This window comes from Streptomyces sp. NPDC054813 (genome assembly GCF_053611365.1).
Window position 1 is genome coordinate 38,894 of sequence record NZ_JBSHAF010000002.1, and the last position, 22,090, is coordinate 60,983.

Here is a 22,090-nt window from a genome sequence, read left to right on the forward strand (position 1 = left end):
GGGGGTCTGGGGGGGGAACACCCCCGCGGCCGCGCGGGGGGCGACCTTCGGGTTTTACAACCGCCCGCCCCCGGCGGCCGCGTTGGGGGGCGCCCCCCGCCCCGGGGGCCCGCCCCTCAGGCATATCCGTCACTGACCCCGGCGCGGTCCCGGCGGAAGCGCTGCCGGTACGGGGAGCATCCCGGTGTCGTGGGAGCGCCCGAGCGTCCCGATCCGCTGCCACTGGGGCGGCTGCGGCTGGTCACCGCCGTTCCGGGCACTGTAGGCGCCCGCGCTGTACGCGCTGTACGAGTTCCCTCCGTACATCCCCAGACCGTGCGTGCTGCCGGTACTGAAGGGGGTCGTCCCGAAGGCGACGAACCCCAGCCCCTCCTCACCGCTGCGGTCACCCGGCAGCGTACGGAAGGCCTTGACCCACTCCGCGTAGAGCGAGTCGTAGATCGGCGTGGCCGAGAGCGCGGCCAGACTCTCCTGTCCTGCCCGAGCGGACGGAATAGCGGAGAAGGACGGCCGGCGGGGCGGAAAGTCGTATGCGTGCACGTATGTCCAAACGACCGGGTCACCAAAGAGATGCGGCTGTGCAGCGCCCTGTTAGGGGTGCGAGGAACTGCGCGACCAGCCACGATGCACCCGCACCCGCCGACGGGACCGGCATCTTCCACCCCCTGGGCGACCCTCAGACACCCGCAAGAGGCAACGCCGCCGCCACCAGCTTTCCGTTCGCCGCGGCCTTGTCGAGCGCATCGCGCAGCAGGTCCTCCCGAGGCTGCCGCCCGATCGACCCGACCGGCGCCGCGAACATCAGCACCTGCTGGTGCTTGTTGGCGGCCGCCCGCCAGCCGTCGGTCACCTGCAACGGCTGGTGCGCCTGCCACCAGGCAACCGGCTGCCCGCCGTTGTTCCCCGGCTGGAGCACCGCGTGCAGCTGCCCCACCGCCAGCAGCACCGACCAGCCGTGCAGCACCGGCGGCACCGCGGCCAGCTCCGTCACCGGCATGAAGCCCTGCTCGATGAGGAGCGGCAGGAAGTCGTCGCCCACCCCGTCCGTGCCCGGCCGCACGATCGGCGAGGTCGGCTCGACGACGAGCGCGGGGTGCAGTTCCCCGGCGATCAGTACGAGTCCGCTGGTCACACCGAGCACCGCCTGCTCGGGCATGGACTTCTGCGCCCGGCCGCCGGGCGCGCCGTCACCGCTGATGGAGCGGACCGCGCCCTGCAGTTGCTCCTCGGTGACCTGGACGACCTGTGAGGGCAGGCAGCCCGCGTGGGCGAAGGCGAGGACGGCGGTCTCGTCCCCGATGAACAGGACGGTGCTGGTGCGCTCCTGTTCGGAGTCGCCCGGGGTACGGCAGGACGTGCAGTCGTAACTGCCTGGGGCGTTGTCTCCGGCGAGCAGCCGGTCGGCTTCTTCGTCGCCGATCTCGGCGCGTACCTCGTCGCTGACGTCGAGCATGCGCGGCACGGTGGCTCCCTCGGGATGCGGTACGTGAAGGCCCGGGCGGATCCCGGTCCGTGAGCCCCAGGGGGTTGCGGGCTCATGAAGAAGACAACGGGTGATCTGTGGTGGTGGTCACGCCCCCGGGGGATCGGGATCCAACCATCCATCGCACAGGGTCACTCGGCGTGCGGAATCCGGCACTCACCGTCAACTCTTCGCAAGCCAAAGGAATTTGACGTGGTGAAGTGAATCACAGATCCATCGATCCTATGGTCGACAAATCATGAAATCAGGGAATGTAGCGGGTGTCCGAAAATCGCTGCTACCTACGGTAACGCCGAACTGGCCTGGCCCGACGGGGAGTTGGTTGATTTCGGGCGTTCCAGATCTCTAGATTCCTCCGCCGTGTGCAACGAGCACCGCTCGGGTACGTCCGCCGGCCGGCACCAGGCAGAGCACCATCGCAGTACCGGCCGCGGCGGACGGGGCGAGCGCGACGAACCGCGTCCATCGCGCGGGGACCGCGTCCCGCCTGGGGGATCCCGGGTACGTGGAGAGGGAAATACATGTCCGAGTGTGCCGATACCACCCGTGAGACCGTCGCCAAGAACGGCTCCCGCAAGGGCCGTACGACGGCGGTCCTGGCCGGAGCGGCGTTGCTCGCCCCGCTGGGCCTGCTGGCCGCGACCGGCAACGCCGAGGCGGCGGACAACGGAGTGTGGGACCGCATCGCCCAGTGCGAGAGCGGCGGCAACTGGCACATCAACACCGGCAACGGCTACTACGGCGGACTCCAGTTCTCCGCCTCCACCTGGCGCGCGTACGGCGGTTCCGCCTACGCCTCGACGGCCGACCAGGCCTCCAGGGAAGCGCAGATAGCCGTCGCCACCAAGGTTCAGCAGGCCCAGGGCTGGGGCGCGTGGCCGGTCTGCTCGGCGCGGGCCGGTGCGACCGGTTCGGCGCCCGAGGGCGCCTCGGCGACCACGAGGAGCAGCACCGAGCCGGCCACCAGGTCCACCGGAGGATCGGCCACCAGGTCGGCCCCCGCGCAGCAGAAGGCGCAGCGCCCGACGACCCACACCGGCCGTGGCTCCGCCCGGGGCGACTACACCGTCCGCGAGGGCGACACCCTGAGCGAGATCGCCGAGCGCCACGGCACCACCTGGCAGCGCGTGTACGCCGCCAACGAGGCCGTCATCGGCGACGACCCGAACCTCATCGTGCCCGGGCAGCGCCTCGCGCTCTGACGCGCGCCCCTGCCCCGCACCGCCAAGCCCCGCCCGGTCCGACCGGGCGGGGCCCGGTGCGTTGTGAGGGTGATTCATGTGATGCCGACCGGCTTCGAGTTCGCGCCGCCGGCACCGGCTCGGGCCCGGGACCGTACGGGGGTTCTGTGTCGAAGCGGTGAAACTCTTATGCGGTGTCAGCTTCGGCGGCGGCTCGCGGATTCGGAATGGAATGGGCTCCCCTGAGCGCCCCTGATCCTTACTTCCGGTTCTTTCCGGCTGGCTTTTCGGAAGACCCTACCGGCATCAGAGAATTGCACGAGAATGCGCCAGGAAGGCGTACTGAACCGCCCGTACGTGTGACAGAGTTCGAACGAAACGCGTGTCGTGATTCTGTGACAGAAGCGTGACCGGAGACGGACGGCGGACTTCGCCGGCCGTTCTCGACTTCCGTCGTCGCCGGAAGCGGCCTAGCGTGGCCGCATGGCACCGAATCCGGCTCCGCCGAAGGAGCCCCAGGACAGCCCGCAGGGGTACGTAGGCCTCGACGCGGGCGACGCGGAACGGCTCGCCCGGCAGCGGGGGTGGCCGACGGTCCGCTCGCTGCCGCCGGGCGCGATCATCACCATGGAGTACCGGATGGGCCGGCTCAACTTCGAGGTACGGGACGGCGTCGTGGCACGTGCCTGGAAGGGCTGACCGTACGACGGCGAAGGCCCCGGTTCCCGCAGTGGGGAACCGGGGCCTTCGGCGTGGGGGCCGGCTGTGCGTACCGGGCTCCCGCGCTGTCGTGTCTCCGTTCGGCCGTCAGCCGCCCGTCAGCGGGCGGGCCGGCTGGGTGGCGCCGCCGCGCGGCTGACGCTCGGGGTGCTGCGGGCGGCGGCTGCCGACCGGGGTCACCGGGGTGCGCTCCGAGCGGGCCGTGTGCGGGCCGGGGGCCAGATGGATCGGGGCCCGGGGAGAGCGGGCCGAGGAGACCGGCTCGCGCTCCGGTGCGGGCGCGTCCTCGGCGGGCGCCGTACGCGGCTTGAGCACCGCCGTCGGGACCGGGACGGGCACGGGCACGGGGGCCGTACGTCCGCGGCCGGCGCGCCAGCGGTCGCGCAGGTCGAAGACCCAGGTCTCGGCACGGGCGATGAACGGCTCGCACCACGGCAGCGCCAGCAGGATCAGCAGCCCGGCGGCCCAGCCCAGCAACACGTCGCTCAGCCAGTGCGTACCGAGGTAGACGGTGGACATGCCGACGCCGAGCGAGGTGACCGCGGAGGCCGCGGAGAGCCAGCGGCGGGCTCTCGGGGTGGAGGCCAGATACGCCAGAATTCCCCAGGTCACCACGGCGTTGGCGGTGTGGCCGCTGGGGAATATATCGCCGCCCAGGCCCATCTCGTTCGAGCCGATCACGGTCGCGTAGTGCGGTCCGAGGCGCCCCATGCCGAGCTTGGCGGCGCCGACCGTGATGTTGAGCAGCAGCAGTGAGGCGCCGAGGGTCAGCAGCGGGCGCAGGGTGTGCTGTCGCCACGAGCGCCAGCCCAGCCAGGCCGCGACCATCACGGCGGTCGGGCCGCGCTGGCCGAGGACCACGTAGTAGTCGACGAACCAGTGGATTCCCGCCCACTGCTGGTACGGCCGGAAGAACATGACCTGCCAGTCGAGCCGGACCAGCCAGGACGTGATCACGACGGCCCACACGATCGCCAGGTAGAAGGCGAGGGTCGCGGTGAACAACACGACCCGGTGCCGGCTCATCTTCGGCAGATCAAAGTGGGCCGGTCGTTCCGGCTCACGGTCCAGCCTGGCGAACACCCGGTCCAGACGGGTGAGGTTTCGTTCGGTACGCACCCAATCGACGTTACAGCGAGTGAGCTCTGTTCCCGGTCGAAACTGCGGCTTTGTGATGACGATGTGATGTGGGAAACCTCTCAGGAGGTCTCCGAATTCTAAGGATTCCGTAATCCTCGGCGCGTCCGTCCTTCAATTCCTTTGATCATGCCGGGCGGCCGTTTTATGGCACTTATGAATTCGTTAACCAAAGCGTGGTGTGGAATCCTCCGGCCGCTCACCGTCGCCATGCCGATGATCATGGTGGCCCGGAGCCGTTCAGCCAGAACGCGCCATACACCGCCGAGGCCACCGCCACACCCGCCATGACCAGCATCGATCTACTGGTGCGCGCCCGGGCGAGGACCCGGGCCAGTGGCAGCAGTACCGGGAAGGCCGGCATCAGCAGGCGCGGCTTGGAGCCGAAGTAGCTCGACGCGCACAGCGCGAGCGCGAGGACGACACCCGTGTAGACCAGCAGGGGAAGCGGTTGCCGCTGCCGGACGCCGATCACGTAGAGCCACAGCAGCAGGCAGACAGCGGCGATCAAACCTGCTCCGGCCAGGGCGGACGGAAATGACGCGAACTTGCCGGCGACGAAGCGTGCGAAGGCGTAGCCGCCGTCGAAGCCGTTGCGCCAGCCCGCCTGGACGTCCAGATAGCCGAGCGGGCCCTTGCCGGTGCGATGGCCGACCCACAGGACGTAGGCGGCGGCGCCGGCGGGGGCGAGGAGCATGCCGAGGACGCGGCGCCAGGTGGGTGCGCCGGAGGCGCGTGCGCTGCTCGCGGTGTGCGGGGCGCGTGTTGTCTGGGGCGCGCCGGTCGTTCGCGGAACGCGCCGGGCGCGGGCGGCGCTGGACGGCTCGGGGGCGCGTCCGTCGTCCCGTGCGCCGTGTGCACGCTTCTCGCCCCTGTCGAGCACGCCCCCGCTCCGATCCCGCACGAACGAGACCACCCCCGCCGTCCACACCGCCGCCACGACGGCGAGCCCCACCGGCCGGGTCAGCCCCGCCAGCGCGGCCAGCGTGCCCGCGCTCAGCCAGCGGCCGGTCAGCACGGCGTACAGCGACCAGGCGGCCAGCGCCGTGAAGAGGGACTCGCTGTACGCCATCGACTGCACGATCCCGACCGGCAGCACGGCCCACAGCAGCACCGCGCAGAGGCCGACCCGCGGGCCGTACACGAAGTCGGCGACCGCGAAGATCCCCCAGGCCGCGGCGAGCGAGGCGAGCAGACCGACCGTGAAGCCCGCGCCGGCGTACGACAGGGGCGTGAGCGCGTGCAGCACGCGCTCCAGCCAGGGCAGCAGCGGGAAGAAGGCCAGGTTGGAGTGGACGTCGCCGTTCGGCAGCCGTACCTCGTAGCCGTACCCGTGCTCGGCGACCCGCGTGTACCACAGCGAGTCCCAGCGTGCCGTCAACAAGGTGTACGCGCTCTTGCCGCGCGCCCCGCTCCACACGGCCAGCGCCAGCAGGCCGAGGGCGCGCACGGCGGCGTACCCGAGCAGGGCCGGCGCCGCCCGGCGCGGGGTAGGGGCGCGCGGTACCGCCGCGGGCGTTTCAAGATCGGTCACGGGCTCGATTATCGGGGGGACACGGAACCGGAGGGCTCGTCGCGGCGTGGTGCGAGGCGGGGCCAGTGGCGTACGCCACACGACTTCCGTGGAGCGTGTGAGAGGTCCGCCACGTGCCACCGGAACGAACTCGCGTACGCTGACGTGTCACTCGCGTTCGTATGCGCGGGCCGGAGACCCCGCTCCTCTCCGGCCGTACGACGGGGAGTCCCCGCCCCGCCGATCCGCCGCACGCGAGGGATCATCTGGGAGGTACGTACATGTCCGGGACGACCACGGCAGCCGTACGGCCGCGCCGTCGGGCGACCGGGGCCGGTGCCGGTGCCAACCGCTGGGTCGTTCTCGTCGTCCTCTGCGTCAGCCTGCTGCTGGTCGCCCTCGACGCGACCGTGCTGCATGTCGCGGTGCCGGCCGTCACCGAGGACCTCAAGCCCGGCGCCATGGAACTGCTCTGGATCGTCGACGTCTACCCGCTGGTCTGCGCCTCGCTGCTGATCCTCTTCGGAACGCTCGGCGACCGCGTGGGCCGGCGGCGGGTCCTGCTCCTCGGGTACGCCCTGTTCGGGGTCGCCTCGGCGGCGGCGGCCGTCGCGCCGACGGCCGAGGCTCTGATCGGGGCCCGGGCGCTGCTCGGCGTCGGCGGTGCGATGATCATGCCGGCGACGCTGTCGATCCTCCGGCAGGTCTTCCCCGACCGCCGTGAACGGGCCCTTGCCATCGGCGTATGGAGCGCGGTGGCGGCGGTCGGCGCGGCCGTCGGGCCGCTGCTGGGCGGCTTCCTGCTCGAACACTTCTGGTGGGGCTCGGTCTTCCTGGTCAACATCCCGTTGATGCTGGTCAGTCTCCCGGTGGGGCGGCTTCTGCTCCCCGAGTCGCGCGGCGAGCGCAACGGCCCCTGGGACGTGGTGGGCGCCCTGATGGCGGCGGCCGGACTCTTCGGTGTGGTGTTCGCCGTGAAGCGGCTGGGCAGCGGCGAACCGGCCGCCGACGCGCTCACGATGGCGCCGCTGGTGCTCGGTGCGCTGCTGCTGTTCCTGTTCGTACGACGGCAACGGCGGCGTACCTTCCCGCTGGTTGACCTCAAGATGTTCGCGCGGCCGGCGTTCAGTACGGCGGTGGGCTGCATCGTGCTGGCGATGCTCGCGCTGGTGGGTCTCGAACTGATCGCCGCGCAGTATCTGCAACTGGTACTGGGCCTCTCACCGTTGCAGACGGGGCTACGACTGCTGCCGCTGACGCTCGCCGCGATGGCGGCCGGGCTGGCCGGGGCGCGGCTGCTGCGGCGCTTCGGGCCGCGCCGGATGGTGTGCTTCGGCTTCTGCCTGACCGCGGCGGCGGTGCTGACGCTGACCGCGATGGGCGGCGTGGACAACGCGGGCCTGCTGCTGTTCGGCTTCGTGCTGCTCGGCTTCGGCCTGGAGACCACGCTCTTCGGTGCGTACGAGTCGATGCTGAGCGAGGCGCCCGCGGCGCAGGCCGGCGGGGCGGCGGCGATCGGCGAGACCTCGTACCAGCTGGGGGCGGGCATCGGGATCGCGCTCCTCGGCAGCGTGATGAACGCGGCGTACGCGCCGGGGCTGTCCCGGGTGCCCGGGGTGCCGGAGTCGGCGTCCGCCGCGGCGGGGCATTCGCTGGGCGAGGCCTACGAGGTCGCCGGCCGGCTCGGCGGGCCGACGGGGGCGGCGTTGCGCCGGGCGGCGCGGGACTCCTTCGTGCACGGTTTGCATGTGACGCTGCTGGTGAGCGCGGGACTGCTGCTGCTGGGCGCGGTGATGGCGCTGCGGTTGCCGCGGGCGATGCAGTGCGAGGAGCCGACGGTGGAGGTCCCGGCCCCCAGAGAGCCCCAGATGTCCCGCGTCTCCGCGTGACCCGACGATCTCCCGCGCACTGCCCGTGCGGGTGGGTGGGAGAAGCGGCAGTCTCCGCGTAACCTGTTGTAACTAGCGGTGCTAGTTTTGGGAGGGTTTTCATGTCCGCGTCCGGGAAGTTGCCTCCGTTCGATGCCGGCGATCCGCTCGGTATCGACGATCTTCTGGAGCCGGAGGATCTCGCCGTCCGGGAGACCGTGCGGAGCTGGGCGGCGGACCGGGTGCTGCCGTTCGTCGCCGAGTGGTACGAGAGCGGGGAGCTGCCGGGTATCAGGGAGCTCGCCAAGGAGCTGGGCGGCATCGGGGCCCTCGGGATGTCGCTGACCGGGTACGGCTGCGCGGGCGCGTCCGCCGTGCAGTACGGGCTCGCCTGTCTGGAGCTGGAGGCCGCCGACTCGGGCATCCGCTCGCTCGTGTCCGTGCAGGGGTCGCTGGCCATGTACGCGATCCACCGGTTCGGCAGCGAGGCGCAGAAACAGCGCTGGCTGCCGCCCATGGCCGCCGGTGACGTCATCGGGTGTTTCGGCCTCACCGAGCCCGACCACGGCTCCGACCCGGCCGCCATGCGGACGTACGCCAAGCGCGAGGCCGGCGGCGACTGGGTGCTCAACGGGCGGAAGATGTGGATCACCAACGGCTCGGTGGCCGGCGTGGCCGTCGTGTGGGCGCAGAGCGACAACGGGATCCGGGGGTTCGTCGTGCCCACCGACACGCCCGGGTTCTCGGCGCCGGAGATCAAGCACAAGTGGTCGCTTCGGGCGAGTGTCACCAGCGAGCTGGTCCTGGACGACGTACGGCTGCCGGCCGACGCCGTACTGCCGGAGGTCACCGGCCTCAAGGGCCCGCTCAGCTGTCTGTCGCACGCTCGCTACGGCATTGTCTGGGGCGCCATGGGTGCGGCACGCACCTGCTTCGAGACGGCCGTCGACTACGCGAAGTCGCGGGAGCAGTTCGGCAGGCCCATCGGCGGCTTCCAGCTCACCCAGGCCAAACTCGCCGACATGGCGGTCGAACTGCACAAGGGGATCCTGCTCGCCCATCACCTGGGGCGGCGGATGGATGCCGGCCGCCTGCGTCCCGAGCAGGTCAGCTTCGGCAAGCTCAACAACGTACGAGAGGCGATCGAGATCTGCCGTACGGCACGGACGATCCTCGGGGCGAACGGGATCTCGCTGGAGTATCCCGTGATGCGGCACGCGACCAACCTCGAGTCGGTGCTCACCTACGAGGGCACCGTCGAGATGCACCAGCTCGTGCTGGGCAAGGCGCTCACCGGGCTCGACGCCTTCCGGTGACCCCTGCGCGGGGGCAGGGCCGGCGAGCGGCCCTGCCTCAGCTCTGGTTGAAGAAACCGTCCTCCCGGCGCGAGGCCGGTTCACCGTTGACGATCTCCGTGTTGGCGGGGGAGAGCAGGAAGACCCGGTTGGACACCCGGTCGATCGAACCCCGGAGGCCGAAGATCAGCCCGGCCGCGAAGTCGACGACCCGCTTGGCGTCGCCGGCCTCCATGGCCGTGAGGTTCACGATGACCGGCACGCCCTCGCGGAACAGCTCGCCGATCGCGCGGGCGTCCCGGAAGCTGTCCGGGGTGACCGTGCCGATCCGGCGGCCCTTCTCCTCGGCGGTGTCCGAGGCCACCTTGACCCGGGGGTCGGTGACCCAGGCATCCCCGGGCTGCTCGGTCCCTTCGGAGTAGTCGTCGTCGTAGTAGCGCTCGTCATCGTTGTCGTCGACGAGGCCAAGCCAGGCACTCGCCTTGCGTACCGATCCCATGGACGCCTCCTCTCACAGCGGTCTTTCATGCTTCCGCATCCCTATGGTCGTCCATGATGCGGATGGCGCGCCAAGTGGATAGACGCCGCGCGGGGGGTTTGTGACGGTACTGGTGCAGAGCGAATACGTCGAGAGCCCAAGTGTGCCAAGGGCCGTAGCTCGCACGGCTGCTGACTGTGAGTGAAATATGATTGTTCCGGGCGTATGGGTGATGGGCGGTGCGTCCGGGTGAACCGGCGGCGGGCGCCGAACCGACAGTAGGCCGATACGACAGCACAGCTCAGCGTCGTATCGGCCCTGACGTACTGTCAGTTCTTCGGATCAGGCGGGGAGATCCGGGAGGTGCCGACCGCCGGCGCGGTCGTCCCCCGCTTCTTCGGAATTCGGTCGTATGTATTGGCGGTGACGAGTTTGTTCACAGCCGGCTGGAACGCGGGCGCGAGGGGAGGGGGCGCGTGTGAAGGCGAAACGAGGAGTGCGAGGGAGAACGCGAAGAGTCCCCGCCGTCGGCGGGGCGCGCAGTGGGTCAGCTCAACAGGAACAGGACCACACGCGACCGAAGTCGATGTGGGAGCGGGTGACCAGCCACTGCTGTGGATGCATGGGCCAAGTGGAACAGGTCTCCGGTTTTCCGTCAACTGACTTGAGACGCGCTGCTCACAGTCTGGACACCCTTGACAGAGTGGGGAAACGGCCCCGTAGAGTCGACGGACGGCCCTGCTGAGGGGCTCGGCCGTAAGAGCGCCGCCCAGCGGCGTTCCGTGTGAAGGCATCCGCCGCGCCACCGTGCGCGCGTCCACCGTGTTCGATCGATCCGTCACGGAGCCTTCGCATGTCATCCGACACCCTCGCCCCAGCCCCCGCAGCATCCGGCATACCCGAGCCCGCGGACGTCCTGAGAGCCGTCCCGCAGCGCCGGTACGGGCGGTGGACGGCCGCCGTCGCCGGCCGCTTCACCTCGGGCTCCGTCCTGAGCGGCACGGGGACGGCCCGATGAGGCCCCAGCTGGTGATCGTGGGGGCCGGTCCGCGGGGGACCGGGCTCCTCGAGCGCATCGCCGCCAACGCGCCCGAGCTGTACGCCGGTTCGGGCCTCGACATCCATCTGGTCGACCCGCATCCACCGGGCGCCGGCCGTATCTGGCGGGCCGCCCAGTCGCCGCTGCTGTGGATGAACTCGCACGCCGAGGACGTCACCATGTTCACCGACGAGACGGTGCGGATGACCGGCCCGGTGCGCGAGGGACCGACCCTGCACGAGTGGGCGGGCCTGGACGGCTCCACCTTCGCCGACCGGCAGATCCAGGGCCGGTATCTGCGGCACGTCTACGACCGCGCCCTGGCCGACCTGCCCGAGGGCGTCACGGTGCACCACCACCCCCGCCGTGCCGTGCGGGTGAGCGGGCCGCGCGAGGGGCGCCAGCAGGTCTGGCTGGAGGGCCGGCCGCGCCCGCTCCTCGCCGACCTCGTGGTCCTCGCCCTCGGCCACCTGGACGCCGAACTCGACCCCGAGCAGACCGCCCTGGCCGCGTACGCCGACACGCACGGCCTGGTCCACCTGCCGCCGGACTTCACCGCCGACAGTGACCTGTCCGCCCTGAGCCCCGGCGAACCGGTGCTGGTGCGGGGGTTCGGGCTCGCCTTCGTCGACCTGATGGTGCTGCTCACGGAGGGCCGGGGCGGACGGTACGACGGTGACACCTATGTGCCGTCCGGACAGGAGCCGGTGCTGTACGTCGGGTCGCGGCGCGGAGTGCCGTACCACTCGAAGATCGGCTACGACTGGACCGGCGAACGCCCGCCGCTGCCCCGGTTCCTCGGACCCGGCGAGGTCGACGAACTGCGCGCCCGGCCGGGCGGGTTCGACTTCCGTCGCGACGTGTGGCCGCTGGTGGAGAAGGAGCTGGGCTTCGCCCACTACCACCGGCTGTTCGCCGTCCACCCCGAGCGGACGGCCGTCGCCTGGCGGGACTTCGAGGAGAAGTACGCCGCCGCCGAGGGCGACGCCGAGGTGCGGGCGCTGGTGGCCGCCGCCGTACCGGACCCGGCCGACCGGCTCGACCTCGCGGCGCTGGACCGCCCGCTGGACGGGGTGCGGTACGGGTCGCACGAGGAGTTCCAGGAGGGGCTGCGGGCCTATGTCGAGGGCGACCTGAGCCGCCGTCACGACCCGGAGCACAGCCCCGATCTGGCGGTCTTCCTCGGACTGCTGTCCGTCTACGGGCAGTTGGTGCGGCTCGGGGACATCGGGTCCTGGTGGCACGGGTTCTTCAGCTATCTCGCCTCCGGGCCGCCCGGGCCCCGGCTGCGGCAGCTGCTCGCGCTGTCCCGGGCGGGGGTGGTCAGGTTCGTCGGCGCCGGGATGAAGGTGACGGCGCGGGACGGGGTGTTCCGGGCGTCCGCGGACACCGTGCCCGGGTTCTCCGTCGAGGCGCGGGCGCTGGTCGAGGCGCGGCTGCCCGAACCGACCGTGCGGCGGGCCCGGGACGCGCTGCTGCGCGAGCTGCAGGGCGACGGGGCCGCCGAGACGCCCGACGGGCTGCTCAGGGTGGACCCCGCCGACGGGCGGGTTCTCGACGAGGGCGGGCGGCCGCACCCCCGGCGGTTCGCGCTCGGGCCGTTCACCGACGGACGTACTCCAGGCGCGTTCACCCGGCCGCGCACCGGAGGGCCCGCGTTCCGGCAGAACGACGCCACGGCGCGGGCGGCACTGGCCTTCCTGCGGGACCTGACGGGCCGGGCCGCCGCCTAGTCCGCCTCCCACCACTTCTCCAGAGGGACTCACTCCATGAGCGTCACGGTCGACATCAGTTCCGTGCACAGGAGATTCGGCCTGCCCGAGCGGGAGGTGCTGAAGCAGCGGACCCGGACCGGGTTCGTGTTCCAGGACGTCCCTCTGTTCGACGAGCCGACGTCGTGATCGCCGTGACGTACGGGACCGGGTTCGCCCGGGAGGTCGCCGACACCGTTGTCTTCCTGGCCGGCGGACGGGTCGCGGACGCCGGACCCCCGACGGAGGTGCCGGACGCTCCGCGGGAGGAGCGGACCAGGGCACTTCTTTCCAAGGTGCTGTGATGTGCGGAGAGGATGGTTTGTCATGACCGGCTCGTACGGCCGGGGGCTGCTGCACCTGGCCGCCGCCGTGGACCAGATCGGCGTGTTCGACACGGAGCGCTATGTCGAGCTGGTGCGGCTCGCCGAGAGCGGGGGCCTCGACTTCGTCACGCTCGACGGCCGGTTCGGGTGGGCGGAGACCGACCCGCTCGCCGTGCTGTCGCAGGTGGCCCCCGCCACCCGGCGGATCGGGCTGGTGCCGCTGGTGACCGCCCCGCAGACCGCACTCGCCCACCTCGACCAGGTCAGCCGGGGCCGGGCCGGCTGGTGGAGCGACGCGCCGGGGCCCTCGCCCGGGCATCCGGTCCGGGTGGCCGACGCCACCGAGGGGGCCGCCCGGCGGACCGCGGCCCGGTACGCCGATGTGGTCCTGGTGCGGGCCGCGAGCTCCGCGCTGGCCGCCGACGCACGCGATGAACTACGGAGACGGGCACGGGAGTCCGGGCGGGAGCCGGACGCGCTGCGGGTACTGGTGAGTCTGCTGGTGGATCTGGGGGACGGGGAGCGCGCGGCCGAGCCGGGGCACGGTGGCGGCGGACCCCGGCAGACCGTGCAGGGTCCGCTGTACCGGGGCGGTCCGGTGGACCTCGCGGAGCTGATCGCCGACTGGCACGGCGAGGGCGCCGCCGACGGCTTCCACCTGGTCCCCGCCGAACCGCGCCGCGATCTGGAACGGCTGGTCAACGGCACCGTGGCGCTGCTCCAGCACCGCGGGCTGTTCCGCACCTTCTACCCGGGCAGCACCCTGCGCGAGCACCTGGGCCTGGCCCGGCCCGCCGGCCAGTTCGCGGCGCCCTGAAACAACCAGGGGCTCCCGGCTGTTGTCGACGGGTTGAGTGCATATGAGAGACATGGGGTGGACCATGCCGAGAGCTGGGGAAGGGCTGATCGTATGACCGAGGACGCGAACGACGACTGGAAGCGCTGGCACGAACACCGCGTGGAGAGGGTGTCGGCCCCCTGGGGGCCGCTCGCGCTGACCGGCACCCACTGGATCGACGACCACCCGGACGGCCGGCTCCCCGGAGCCCCGGGCATCTGGGCGGTGGACGGCGACACCGTGCTGCTCACCGCGACGGCGGCCGACGGCCTGGCCCTGGACGGCGAGCCCTTCGCCGGTGAGACCCGGCTCGCCGCCGACCGCGAACCGTCGGCCCGGGTCACCCTCGGCGAGCGCCGGCTGGTCGTGCTGGTCCGCGAAGGCGTCTGGGGCGTACGGGACTACGACCCGGCCGCCCCGGCCCGCAGTACCTTCCTCGGTATCGACGCCACTCCCTACGACCCGCGCTGGTCGGTGCCGGGTCGCTTCACGCCGTACGACGAAGACCGGCGCACCGTCCGCGTCGACACCGCGGACGGAGTGGAACGCGCGCTCGTGCTCGCCGGGGAACTCGCCTTCACCCTGGCGGACCAGGCCCTGACACTCCAGGTCGCCGAGCAGGCCGACGGCCGGCTGTGGGCGGTGTTCGCCGACGCCTCCAGCGGGGCCGGCAGTTACCGTTTCAGGTTCCTTTATTCGGCCGCCCCGGGCGCCGACGGTTCCACCACCGTCGACTTCAACCGGGCGCAGCTGCCGCCCTGCGCCTTCGCGGACCACTTCATCTGCCCCTTCCCGCCGCCGGGGAACAGGCTGGGCCTCGCGGTCGAGGCGGGGGAGCGCACAGTGGCCTGAGGGTTTCGCGGGATTTGTGACCAGGAGTCAACTCGCCCGGACCGCGACGAGATCACACAAAGTCGGCATGGTTCGAACACAGTCGCACGGCCGAAAGGCACTCTTGCGGGAACCGGTCGCTCGCCCGAATACTCCCCCTCAGCGCTTGTCAGGGGCATTACGTGTCCGGAACCCGGACGTCGTCCCTGGCTGCGCCTCACGGGCCCCGACCCCACGCGGGCCCCCTGATTCCCCTGGGAGGGAACGAAAAGTGAGGATCAAGCGCACGACCCCCCGCAGCGGTATCTCGAGACGGACCCGGCTGATCGCCGTGGGCACCGGTTTCCTGGCCGCGGCAGCGTTCGCCGTCCCCACCGCGAGCGCGAGTCCCGTCCACACCTTCAGCGCCAGCGAACTGAAGGCCGTGAACAGCTCCGTTCTGAAGGCGGACGTCCCCGGCACCGCCTGGGCCGTCGACAGCAAGACCAACCGTGTCGTCCTCACCGCCGACTCCACGGTCTCCGCCGCCGAGATCGCCAAGATCAAGCGGCAGGCGGGCGCCGACGCCGGCGCGATCACCGTCAAGCGCACCCCCGGCACCTTCAAGAAGCTGATCACCGGCGGCGACGCGATCTACGGCGGTGCCTACCGCTGCTCGCTCGGCTTCAACGTGCACAGCGGCAGCACGTACTACTTCCTGACCGCCGGACACTGCGGTGAGGTGGCCTCGACCTGGTACAGCAACTCCGGCCACACCACGGTCCTGGGCACCAACGTCAGCTACAGCTTCCCGACCAACGACTTCGCGCTGGTCCGCTACACCAACACCTCGATCGCGCACCCGAGCGCGGTCGGCAGCCAGACCATCTCCAGCGCGGCCACGCCCAGCGTCGGGACGACGGTGTACCGCCGCGGTTCGACCACCGGCACCCACAGCGGCCGGGTCACCGCGCTCAACGCCACCGTCAACTACGGCAGCGGTGACATCGTCTACGGCATGATCCAGACCACGGTCTGCGCCGAGGGCGGCGACAGCGGCGGCCCGCTCTACGGCGGTTCCGTCGCCTACGGTCTGACCTCGGGCGGCAGCGGCGACTGCACCTCCGGCGGTACGACCTTCTTCCAGCCGGTCACCGAGGCGCTGAGCTACTACGGCGTGAGCGTCGGCTGACGATCCTCCCGGATCCGTTCTCCCAGTGGACCCCCGTACGCAACCGGCGTGCGGGGGCTCCCTTTTGACGGGGTGCCGGAGTTACCGTCGAAGGACCATTGGAGTCACCCCCTGGGGGCCGGCATGGTCGAGGCGCTGGTGGCGGCAGGAGCCGCTCTCGTGTCCGTCGGAGCGGTCTACGCACTGGCCGCGGCACGGGTCGTCAGACAGTACGAGCGAGGCGTGGTGTTCCGCCTGGGCCGGCTGCGACCGGAGGTGCGCGAGCCCGGGTTCACCATGATCGTCCCGTTCGTGGACCGGCTCCAGAAGGTCAACATGCAGATCGTCACCATGCCCGTGCCCGCGCAGGAGGGCATCACCCGGGACAATGTGACCGTCCGCGTCGACGCCGTCGTCTACTTCAAGGTGACCGGACCGGCCGAGGCGGTCGTCCGGGTCGAGGACTACCGGTTCGCGGTCTCGCAGATGGCGCAGACCTCGCTGCGGTCCATCATCGGCAAGAGCGAGCTGGACGACCTGCTGTCGAACCGTGAAAAGCTCAACCAGGGCCTTGAGTTGATGATCGACAGCCCGGCCGTGGAGTGGGGCGTCACCATCGACCGCGTCGAGATCAAGGACGTCTCGCTGCCCGAGACCATGAAGCGGTCGATGGCCCGGCAGGCCGAGGCCGACCGGGAGCGCCGGGCCCGGGTCATCAACGCCGACGCCGAACTGCAGGCCTCCAAGAAGCTCGCGGAGGCGGCGAAGGAGATGTCGGAGCAGCCCGCCGCGCTCCAGCTGCGGCTGCTGCAGACGGTGGTGGCGGTCGCCGCCGAGAAGAACTCGACGCTGGTGCTGCCGTTCCCGGTGGAACTGCTGCGGTTCCTGGAGCGGGCCCAGCAGCAACTGCCGCCCGGGGCCGACGGGTCCGCGGTGAACAGGGCCAAAGGCGAGCCTGGCGAGCCTGGAGGGGCCAATTCCGGCCAGGGGTGAGGGTCACTCTCCGCCGAGGGTTACTCGCCCGTAGTGTTTGCAGTGCGAACCCTCCTGGGGTGACTGTGAACGGCCCGGGCGCAGGGGGCGCACAACATCCGCGCACGCGCGTCCTGAAGTCGACCTTGTGTGCTCCCTGTGGGTGTCGGAATAGTAGGCGCCCGTCAACCAGCCTTCCGGCCCCCGAGGTCCCCACAACCTCACGGGCCGACCCCCCACAGGAGGACATGAGTTGAAGCACCGACGCATACCCAGGCGCCGGGCGGCCCTGGCGGGCGCGGGAGTAGCCGCGCTCGTCGCCGCCGGAGTGACCTTCCAGAGTGCGAACGCCAGCGAGCCCACCAAGGCCGCCGAACCGCAGATCCTGTCCGCACCCGCGGCCGGAAAGCTCGCCTCGACGCTCGCCGCCGACCTCGGCACCGACGCGGCCGGCACGTACTACGACGCCAAGGCGAAGAGCCTCGTCGTCAACGTGCTCGACGACACCGCCGCGCAGACCGTCGAGGCGGCCGGGGCCAAGGCGAGACTCGTCGCCAACTCCCTCGCCGAACTCGACGGCGCACGGACCACGCTGAAGCAGGACGCCACCATCCCCGGCACCTCGTGGGCGACCGACCCGGTCACCAACAAGGTCGTCGTCACCGCCGACAAGACGGTCGCCGGGACCGCGCTGACCAAGCTCACCAAGGTCGTCGACGGGCTCGGCGAGAAGGTCGAACTCCGGCACTCGAAGGGGGAGTTCAAGCCCTTCATCGCAGGCGGTGACGCGATCAGCGGGTCGGGCGGGCGCTGCTCGCTCGGCTTCAACGTGGTCAAGGGCGGCGAGCCGTACTTCCTGACCGCCGGGCACTGCACCGACGCCATCACCAGCTGGTCGGACTCCTCCGGCAACGTGATCGGCCAGAACGCCCAGTCCAGCTTCCCGGGCAACGACTTCGGGCTGGTCAAGTACACCTCCGAGGTGGACCACCCGAGCGAGGTCGACCTCTACAACGGCTCCACCCAGCAGATCACGGGCGCGGCCGAGGCGACCGTGGGCATGAAGGTGACCCGCAGCGGCTCCACCACCCAGGTCCACGACGGCACGGTCACCGGGCTCAACGCCACCGTGAACTACTCGGAGGGCACGGTGAGCGGGCTCATCCAGACCGACGTGTGCGCCGAGCCGGGCGACAGCGGCGGCTCGCTCTTCTCGGGCAGCAACGCGATCGGCCTGACCTCGGGCGGCAGCGGCGACTGCACCTCCGGAGGGGAGACGTTCTTCCAGCCGGTGACGGAGGCGCTGTCGGCCACCGGCACCCAGATCGGCTGACCCACGCCGAATCCCCGAGATGCCCCGCCCCCGTCCGGGGGCGGGGCATCTCCATGCCGCGCACCGGGCGGCGTCCGCCGGACGTGGGCGCAGGCCGGTATCGCCCTGCCGTGCACACGACACGTCAGCCGGGCGAGGGAGCGGCTCATCGGGGCTCGGTGCAGGCTGGACTAGGGAGGTGGGTTGCCGTGGCGCACAACGAAGCCGTCTCGCCGGGCAAGGGTGCCGCAGTGCTGGAAGCCCTGTTCCACCAGTCGCCCACCGGCCTGCTGGTCCTGGACACGGAGCTGCGCATCCTGCGGATCAACCGCACCAGACCGGATCTGCACGGGGCGCCCCATGAACAGGTCGCGGGCCGGTACATCACCGACGTGTACGACCTTTCCGCACCCGGTGAGGTGGAGGCGATGCTGCGCAGCGTGCTGGAGAGCGGTGAACCGGTGCGGGGGCGACTCGTAGGAGTGCGGCGGAAGCGCGCACCGGGGCCGGAGTACCTGTTCTCCGTCTCGGTGTCCCGTCTGGAGGACGCACAGGGGAAGGTCTGGGGCGTGCTCACGGAGATGCTCGATGTCACCGAGTGCGAAAAGGTCGGTCTCCGTATGCGGGTCCTCGGCTCCGTGCGCGAGCACGTCGGACGGACCCTCGACGTGGTCGCCACCTGCGAGGAACTGGCCCAGGCCGTGGTGCCGGACCTCGCCGACATCGTCGTGGTGGAAGTGGTGGACGCCGTGATACGCGGCGAGGAACCTCCGCTGAGCCCGCTGGGACCGGAGGTGCCGCTGCGCCGTGCCGCCTACCGTCACGGCGGCGGCGAGGAGCAGATCCAGGCACATCCGGTGGGCGACGTGCGCGCCCTGCCCTTCCCCACGCCCTACGCCCAGACGCTGACCGACCTCAAGCCCCGCCTCGTCACCCTGACCCCCGACACGCCCTGGCTGGCGGCCGACCCGCCGCGCGCCGAGGCGATCAGCGCCTCCGGTGCCCGCCACCTCATCACGGCACCCCTGACCGTGCGCGGAACCGTGCTGGGACTGCTGAGCCTGTACCGCACCGACCAATCCGACGTCTACGACGAGGGCGATGTCACCCTCGCCCTCGAAGTGGCCGCTCACACCGCGCTGTGCATAGACAACGCCCGCCGCTACACCCGCGAACACACCATCGCCCTGACGGTCCAGCGGCACCTGCTGCCACCCCAGCCCGCGCCGCAGAGCACCATGGAGACCGCGTACCTGCATGTGCCGTCCGAGGCGGGCGGGGGCGGCGGGTTCGACACCTTCGCCCTGTCCGGTGCCCGCACCGCACTGGTGGTCGGGGAAGTCGCCGGCGAAGGCATCCACGCGGCCATCACCATGGGACAGATGCGGACCGCCGTCCACTCCCTGGCCGCTCTCGACCTGGAGCCCGACGAACTCCTCGCCCGCCTCAACGACACCGCCCTCAGCCTCGCCAAGGAACGCGTGGCGCTGCCGCCCGGTGACCCCGTGCCTCTGACAGGAAGCTGTCTGTACGCGGTCCACGACCCGTTCGCCCAGACCTGCACCGTCGCCCTGGCCGGGCATCCCCCACCCGTCATCGCCCATCCCGACGGGACCACCGAGATCCTGGACCTGCCGAGCGGACCTCCCCTGGGCAGCGCCGCGGGCCCGCCCTTCGCCGCCACCACGGTCTCCGTCGCCGACGGCAGCGTCCTCGCCTTCTACACCGCGGCCCTGCTGCACGCCTCACCGGCCCCGGACACCCTGCGACGGGTGCTGGCCCACCCCGGGCGGCCGCTGCAGGACCTGTGCGACGACGTGCTCTACCGGCTGCGGAACGACTGCCGTCACAGTGACGTCATCCTCCTCCTCGCCCGCACCCACCCCTTCCCCGCCGACCAGGTCGCCACCTGGCATCTCGGCCACCACCCCAAGGCCGTCGCCACGGCCCGCGGCCAGGCCCGCCACCAGCTCGTGCGGTGGAGCGTCGACGAGGAGACCGCCTACACCACCGAAATGATCGTCAGCGAACTGGTCACCAACGCCGTCCGCTACGGCGCCCCGCCCGCCAGGTTGCAGCTCATCAAGGACCGCACCCTCACCTGCGAAGTCCACGACAGCAACTCCCTCGCACCGCGGCTGCGCCATGCGAAGACCGCCGACGAAGGGGGGCGCGGCCTGTTCATCGTCGCCCAGCTCGCACAGAACTGGGGCGTCCGCCATACGCCCGACGGCAAGACCGTGTGGGCCGAACAGGCCCTCCCGCCCCCGGACCGCCGTCGCCAGTGGCCGTAGACCGCGCACCGCCGGTTCGCGCCGTCGCCGGGTCACGCCGGTCTGAGCCGGGCGTTGTCGCGGTGTTGCGGGCCGCGCGGCCCGCAACCGTGCCCGCGCCGATGCTGCCGCCGGTCACGACCGCGGCGGGGGCGTCGCAGGGACCTTCCAGGTGAGCGGCATCGCCAGGACCCCGGCCGAGGCCGTCGGCCCGGACCCGGACCCGGACGACGGCGGCCGGCCCGGCGAGCAGCTCGCCGGGTAGACGCTTCCGGTCACCCCTTGTCCAGCTGCGCCGGGGCGGTCGGTGCGGCGGGCGGTCCGTCGGGGGCGGTCTGCTGGTGCTCGGGTTCAACGCGGTGGGATTTCGAGCCGAGCTGGAGCGCGACGATGATCGCGGCGAGGACTGCGAGACCGGTCGCGATGAGGAACGACAGGCGGTAGCCGTCCACCAGAGAGCCGCTGTGGCCGGAGGTGGCCGCGGCGGCGGTTGCGAGGATCGCGAGGCCGACCGCGGCGCCGGTCTGCTGGCTGGTGGTGAACAGGGCGCCGGCCAGTCCCTGGTCGCCGGCCCGGACTCCGCTGGTGATCGCGATCGACGCGGTCGGCAGGGCGAGCCCGACCCCGGCCGCGGTCAGCACCAGGCCGGGCAGCACCGCCGCGGGGTAGCCGGCCCCGGCGGTGATCTGGGCAAGCCACAGCTGCCCGGCGCCCATGCAGGCCAGCCCGGCAAGCAGGACGGCCTTGATGCTGAACCGGGCCAGCAGCCGGCGGGTACCGAGGGCGGAGACGAGCACGACGGTGACGGTCGACGGGACCAGCGCCAGGCCGGTCTCCAGCGGGCTGAACCCCAGCACCTTCTGCAGGTAGAGCGACGCGAAGTAGACGTAGCCGGCCAGGATGGCGCCGATCAGCAGCATGGCCGCGATCGCGGCCCGCCGGGCCGGCTCCGCCAGGATCGACAGGGGCAGCATCGGGGCCGCCGACCGCTTTTCGGCGAACACGAAGCCCGTGGTCAGAAGCACTGCCAGAGCCAGCGCGACGAGGGTGGCTGGCGCGGTGAAACCGTGCTGCTGCCCGCTGCTGAGCCCGAAGATCAGCGCCGCGATGCCAGTGGTCACGAGCAGCGCCCCGCGCGCATCGACGCTCCCGCCGCTGCCGGACCGCTTCCCGGCCGGCAGCCGCGGGACCAGCGCGAGCATGATGGCGATGACCGGCGGGTTGATCAGGAACACCGCCCGCCAGCCGAAGTACTGGGTGAGCAGCCCGCCGGCCACGATCCCTGCGGTCGCGCCCGCCGCGGTGGTGGCCTGCCAGATCGTCAGCGCCCGGGTGCGCGCGGCCCCTTCCGCGTTGGTCGTCGTCAGCAGCGACAACGCCGCCGGGGAGACCATCGCCCCGGCCGCGCCCTGCACGATCCGGGCGATGATCAGCATGATCGGCCACTGCGCGAGCCCGCAGGCCAGCGACGCTATCCCGAACAGGGCCAGGCCGACGGCCAGGACCTGTCGCCGGCCGAGCAGGTCCGCCATGCGGCCGCCCGCCAGCAGCAGCGACCCGAACGCCAGCGCGTACCCGGTGACGATCCACTGCAATTCCGCTGCGGGCATGCTCAGCTCCCGTTGGATCGACGGCAGCGCCACGTTCACGATGCTGAAGTCCAGCTGCAGCACGAACTGGGCGGCGCAGATCAGCGGGATGACAGACACGGCCCGCCGCGAGCCGCCGGCAGTCGGCAGTGGCGCGGTGCCATCCGTCGAGTGGTCCGCCATGGGCAAATCTCCTGTCCTGACTGTGTTCCTTGCTGGTTCGTCGGCGTCAACCACGCCCGTCGGAACCTCGATGGCGATCCGGCGGCAGTGCGTACAGATACAGTGCATCTGTCTGGCAGATCAAAGATGGCCGGATGTGCTGTGATTCAGT

Annotated in this window: 19 protein-coding genes and 1 pseudogene; 14 read left to right on the forward strand and 6 right to left on the reverse strand. The window is 71.3% G+C overall.

The window, feature by feature from the left end; genetic code table 11:
* Positions 1-129: 129 nt before the first annotated feature.
* Both ACWGJB_RS03515 and ACWGJB_RS03520 read right to left on the reverse strand, forming a co-directional pair.
* Positions 130-540, reverse strand: a complete 411-nt coding sequence (locus ACWGJB_RS03515) for a hypothetical protein (protein ID WP_453378620.1) — start codon at positions 538-540, stop codon at positions 130-132.
* A gap of 136 nt (positions 541-676) precedes the next feature.
* On the reverse strand, positions 677-1,462 hold the full coding sequence (locus ACWGJB_RS03520; protein WP_453378621.1) for a hypothetical protein: 786 nt from the start codon (positions 1,460-1,462) through the stop codon (positions 677-679).
* Positions 1,463-2,004: 542 nt separating this feature from the next.
* Here ACWGJB_RS03520 and ACWGJB_RS03525 point away from each other — a divergent pair.
* Both ACWGJB_RS03525 and ACWGJB_RS03530 read left to right on the forward strand, forming a co-directional pair.
* Entirely contained in the window at positions 2,005-2,685 is a 681-nt protein-coding gene (locus ACWGJB_RS03525) for a transglycosylase family protein (protein WP_453378622.1), read from the forward strand.
* Positions 2,686-3,147: 462 nt separating this feature from the next.
* On the forward strand, positions 3,148-3,363 hold the full coding sequence (locus ACWGJB_RS03530) for an I78 family peptidase inhibitor (protein WP_453378623.1): 216 nt from the start codon (positions 3,148-3,150) through the stop codon (positions 3,361-3,363).
* A 108-nt stretch (positions 3,364-3,471) separates the two neighbouring features.
* On the opposite strand, the gene ACWGJB_RS03535 is transcribed toward ACWGJB_RS03530, so the two are convergent.
* Together ACWGJB_RS03535 and ACWGJB_RS03540 are read right to left on the reverse strand one after the other, a co-directional pair.
* Positions 3,472-4,503 (reverse strand): phosphatase PAP2 family protein, encoded by a 1,032-nt coding sequence (locus ACWGJB_RS03535; RefSeq protein WP_453378624.1) that lies wholly within the window; start codon positions 4,501-4,503, stop codon positions 3,472-3,474.
* 238 nt (positions 4,504-4,741) lie between these two features.
* Positions 4,742-6,055 carry a mannosyltransferase family protein gene (locus ACWGJB_RS03540; RefSeq protein ID WP_453378625.1) on the reverse strand — a complete coding sequence of 438 codons (1,314 nt, stop codon included), beginning with the start codon at positions 6,053-6,055 and terminating at the stop codon, positions 4,742-4,744.
* A gap of 260 nt (positions 6,056-6,315) precedes the next feature.
* Between ACWGJB_RS03540 and ACWGJB_RS03545 the strand changes: the two genes are divergently transcribed.
* Positions 6,316-7,923 carry an MFS transporter gene (locus ACWGJB_RS03545; protein WP_453378626.1) on the forward strand — a complete coding sequence of 536 codons (1,608 nt, stop codon included), beginning with the start codon at positions 6,316-6,318 and terminating at the stop codon, positions 7,921-7,923.
* A gap of 101 nt (positions 7,924-8,024) precedes the next feature.
* The gene (locus ACWGJB_RS03550; protein WP_453378627.1) at positions 8,025-9,218 is read left to right on the forward strand and encodes an acyl-CoA dehydrogenase family protein; all 1,194 of its coding nucleotides are present in this window, start codon (positions 8,025-8,027) and stop codon (positions 9,216-9,218) included.
* Positions 9,219-9,255: 37 nt separating this feature from the next.
* Here ACWGJB_RS03550 and ACWGJB_RS03555 read toward each other — a convergent pair whose 3' ends face one another.
* Positions 9,256-9,696: a cell division protein SepF gene (locus tag ACWGJB_RS03555; protein ID WP_351699550.1), complete on the reverse strand. Its 441-nt coding sequence runs from the start codon at positions 9,694-9,696 to the stop codon at positions 9,256-9,258.
* 832 nt (positions 9,697-10,528) lie between these two features.
* Between ACWGJB_RS03555 and ACWGJB_RS03560 the strand changes: the two genes are divergently transcribed.
* The 10 genes and pseudogenes from ACWGJB_RS03560 (at position 10,529) to ACWGJB_RS03605 (ending at position 20,188) form a co-directional block, all read left to right on the forward strand.
* Positions 10,529-10,693 (forward strand): hypothetical protein, encoded by a 165-nt coding sequence (locus tag ACWGJB_RS03560; protein ID WP_453378628.1) that lies wholly within the window; start codon positions 10,529-10,531, stop codon positions 10,691-10,693.
* On the forward strand, positions 10,690-12,447 hold the full coding sequence (locus ACWGJB_RS03565) for an FAD/NAD(P)-binding protein (RefSeq protein WP_453378629.1): 1,758 nt from the start codon (positions 10,690-10,692) through the stop codon (positions 12,445-12,447). The genes ACWGJB_RS03560 and ACWGJB_RS03565 overlap by 4 nt, the downstream gene beginning before the upstream one ends.
* Before the next feature lie 36 nt (positions 12,448-12,483).
* Entirely contained in the window at positions 12,484-12,615 is a 132-nt protein-coding gene (locus ACWGJB_RS03570) for a hypothetical protein (protein WP_453378630.1), read from the forward strand.
* Positions 12,615-12,770, forward strand: a pseudogene (locus tag ACWGJB_RS03575) (ectoine/hydroxyectoine ABC transporter ATP-binding protein EhuA); the annotation flags it as partial. The gene ACWGJB_RS03570 and the pseudogene ACWGJB_RS03575, both read left to right, overlap by 1 nt.
* A 22-nt stretch (positions 12,771-12,792) precedes the next feature.
* Positions 12,793-13,608, forward strand: coding sequence for an LLM class flavin-dependent oxidoreductase (locus ACWGJB_RS03580; protein ID WP_453378631.1), 816 nt, complete (start codon positions 12,793-12,795; stop codon positions 13,606-13,608).
* Positions 13,609-13,701: 93 nt separating this feature from the next.
* Complete coding sequence (locus ACWGJB_RS03585; protein WP_453378632.1) at positions 13,702-14,481, forward strand: DUF1684 domain-containing protein; 780 nt, start codon at positions 13,702-13,704, stop codon at positions 14,479-14,481.
* A 250-nt stretch (positions 14,482-14,731) separates the two neighbouring features.
* Complete coding sequence (locus tag ACWGJB_RS03590; protein ID WP_453378633.1) at positions 14,732-15,631, forward strand: S1 family peptidase; 900 nt, start codon at positions 14,732-14,734, stop codon at positions 15,629-15,631.
* Between the two features lie 123 nt (positions 15,632-15,754).
* Positions 15,755-16,603 carry a slipin family protein gene (locus tag ACWGJB_RS03595; protein ID WP_453378634.1) on the forward strand — a complete coding sequence of 283 codons (849 nt, stop codon included), beginning with the start codon at positions 15,755-15,757 and terminating at the stop codon, positions 16,601-16,603.
* Positions 16,604-16,835: 232 nt separating this feature from the next.
* Complete coding sequence (locus tag ACWGJB_RS03600) at positions 16,836-17,915, forward strand: S1 family peptidase (protein ID WP_453378635.1); 1,080 nt, start codon at positions 16,836-16,838, stop codon at positions 17,913-17,915.
* A 188-nt stretch (positions 17,916-18,103) separates the two neighbouring features.
* Positions 18,104-20,188: a SpoIIE family protein phosphatase gene (locus tag ACWGJB_RS03605; RefSeq protein WP_453378636.1), complete on the forward strand. Its 2,085-nt coding sequence runs from the start codon at positions 18,104-18,106 to the stop codon at positions 20,186-20,188.
* Between the two features lie 254 nt (positions 20,189-20,442).
* Here the strand turns inward: ACWGJB_RS03605 and ACWGJB_RS03610 are convergent, their stop codons facing one another.
* Positions 20,443-21,939 (reverse strand): MFS transporter, encoded by a 1,497-nt coding sequence (locus ACWGJB_RS03610; protein ID WP_453378637.1) that lies wholly within the window; start codon positions 21,937-21,939, stop codon positions 20,443-20,445.
* Positions 21,940-22,090 lie beyond the last annotated feature (151 nt).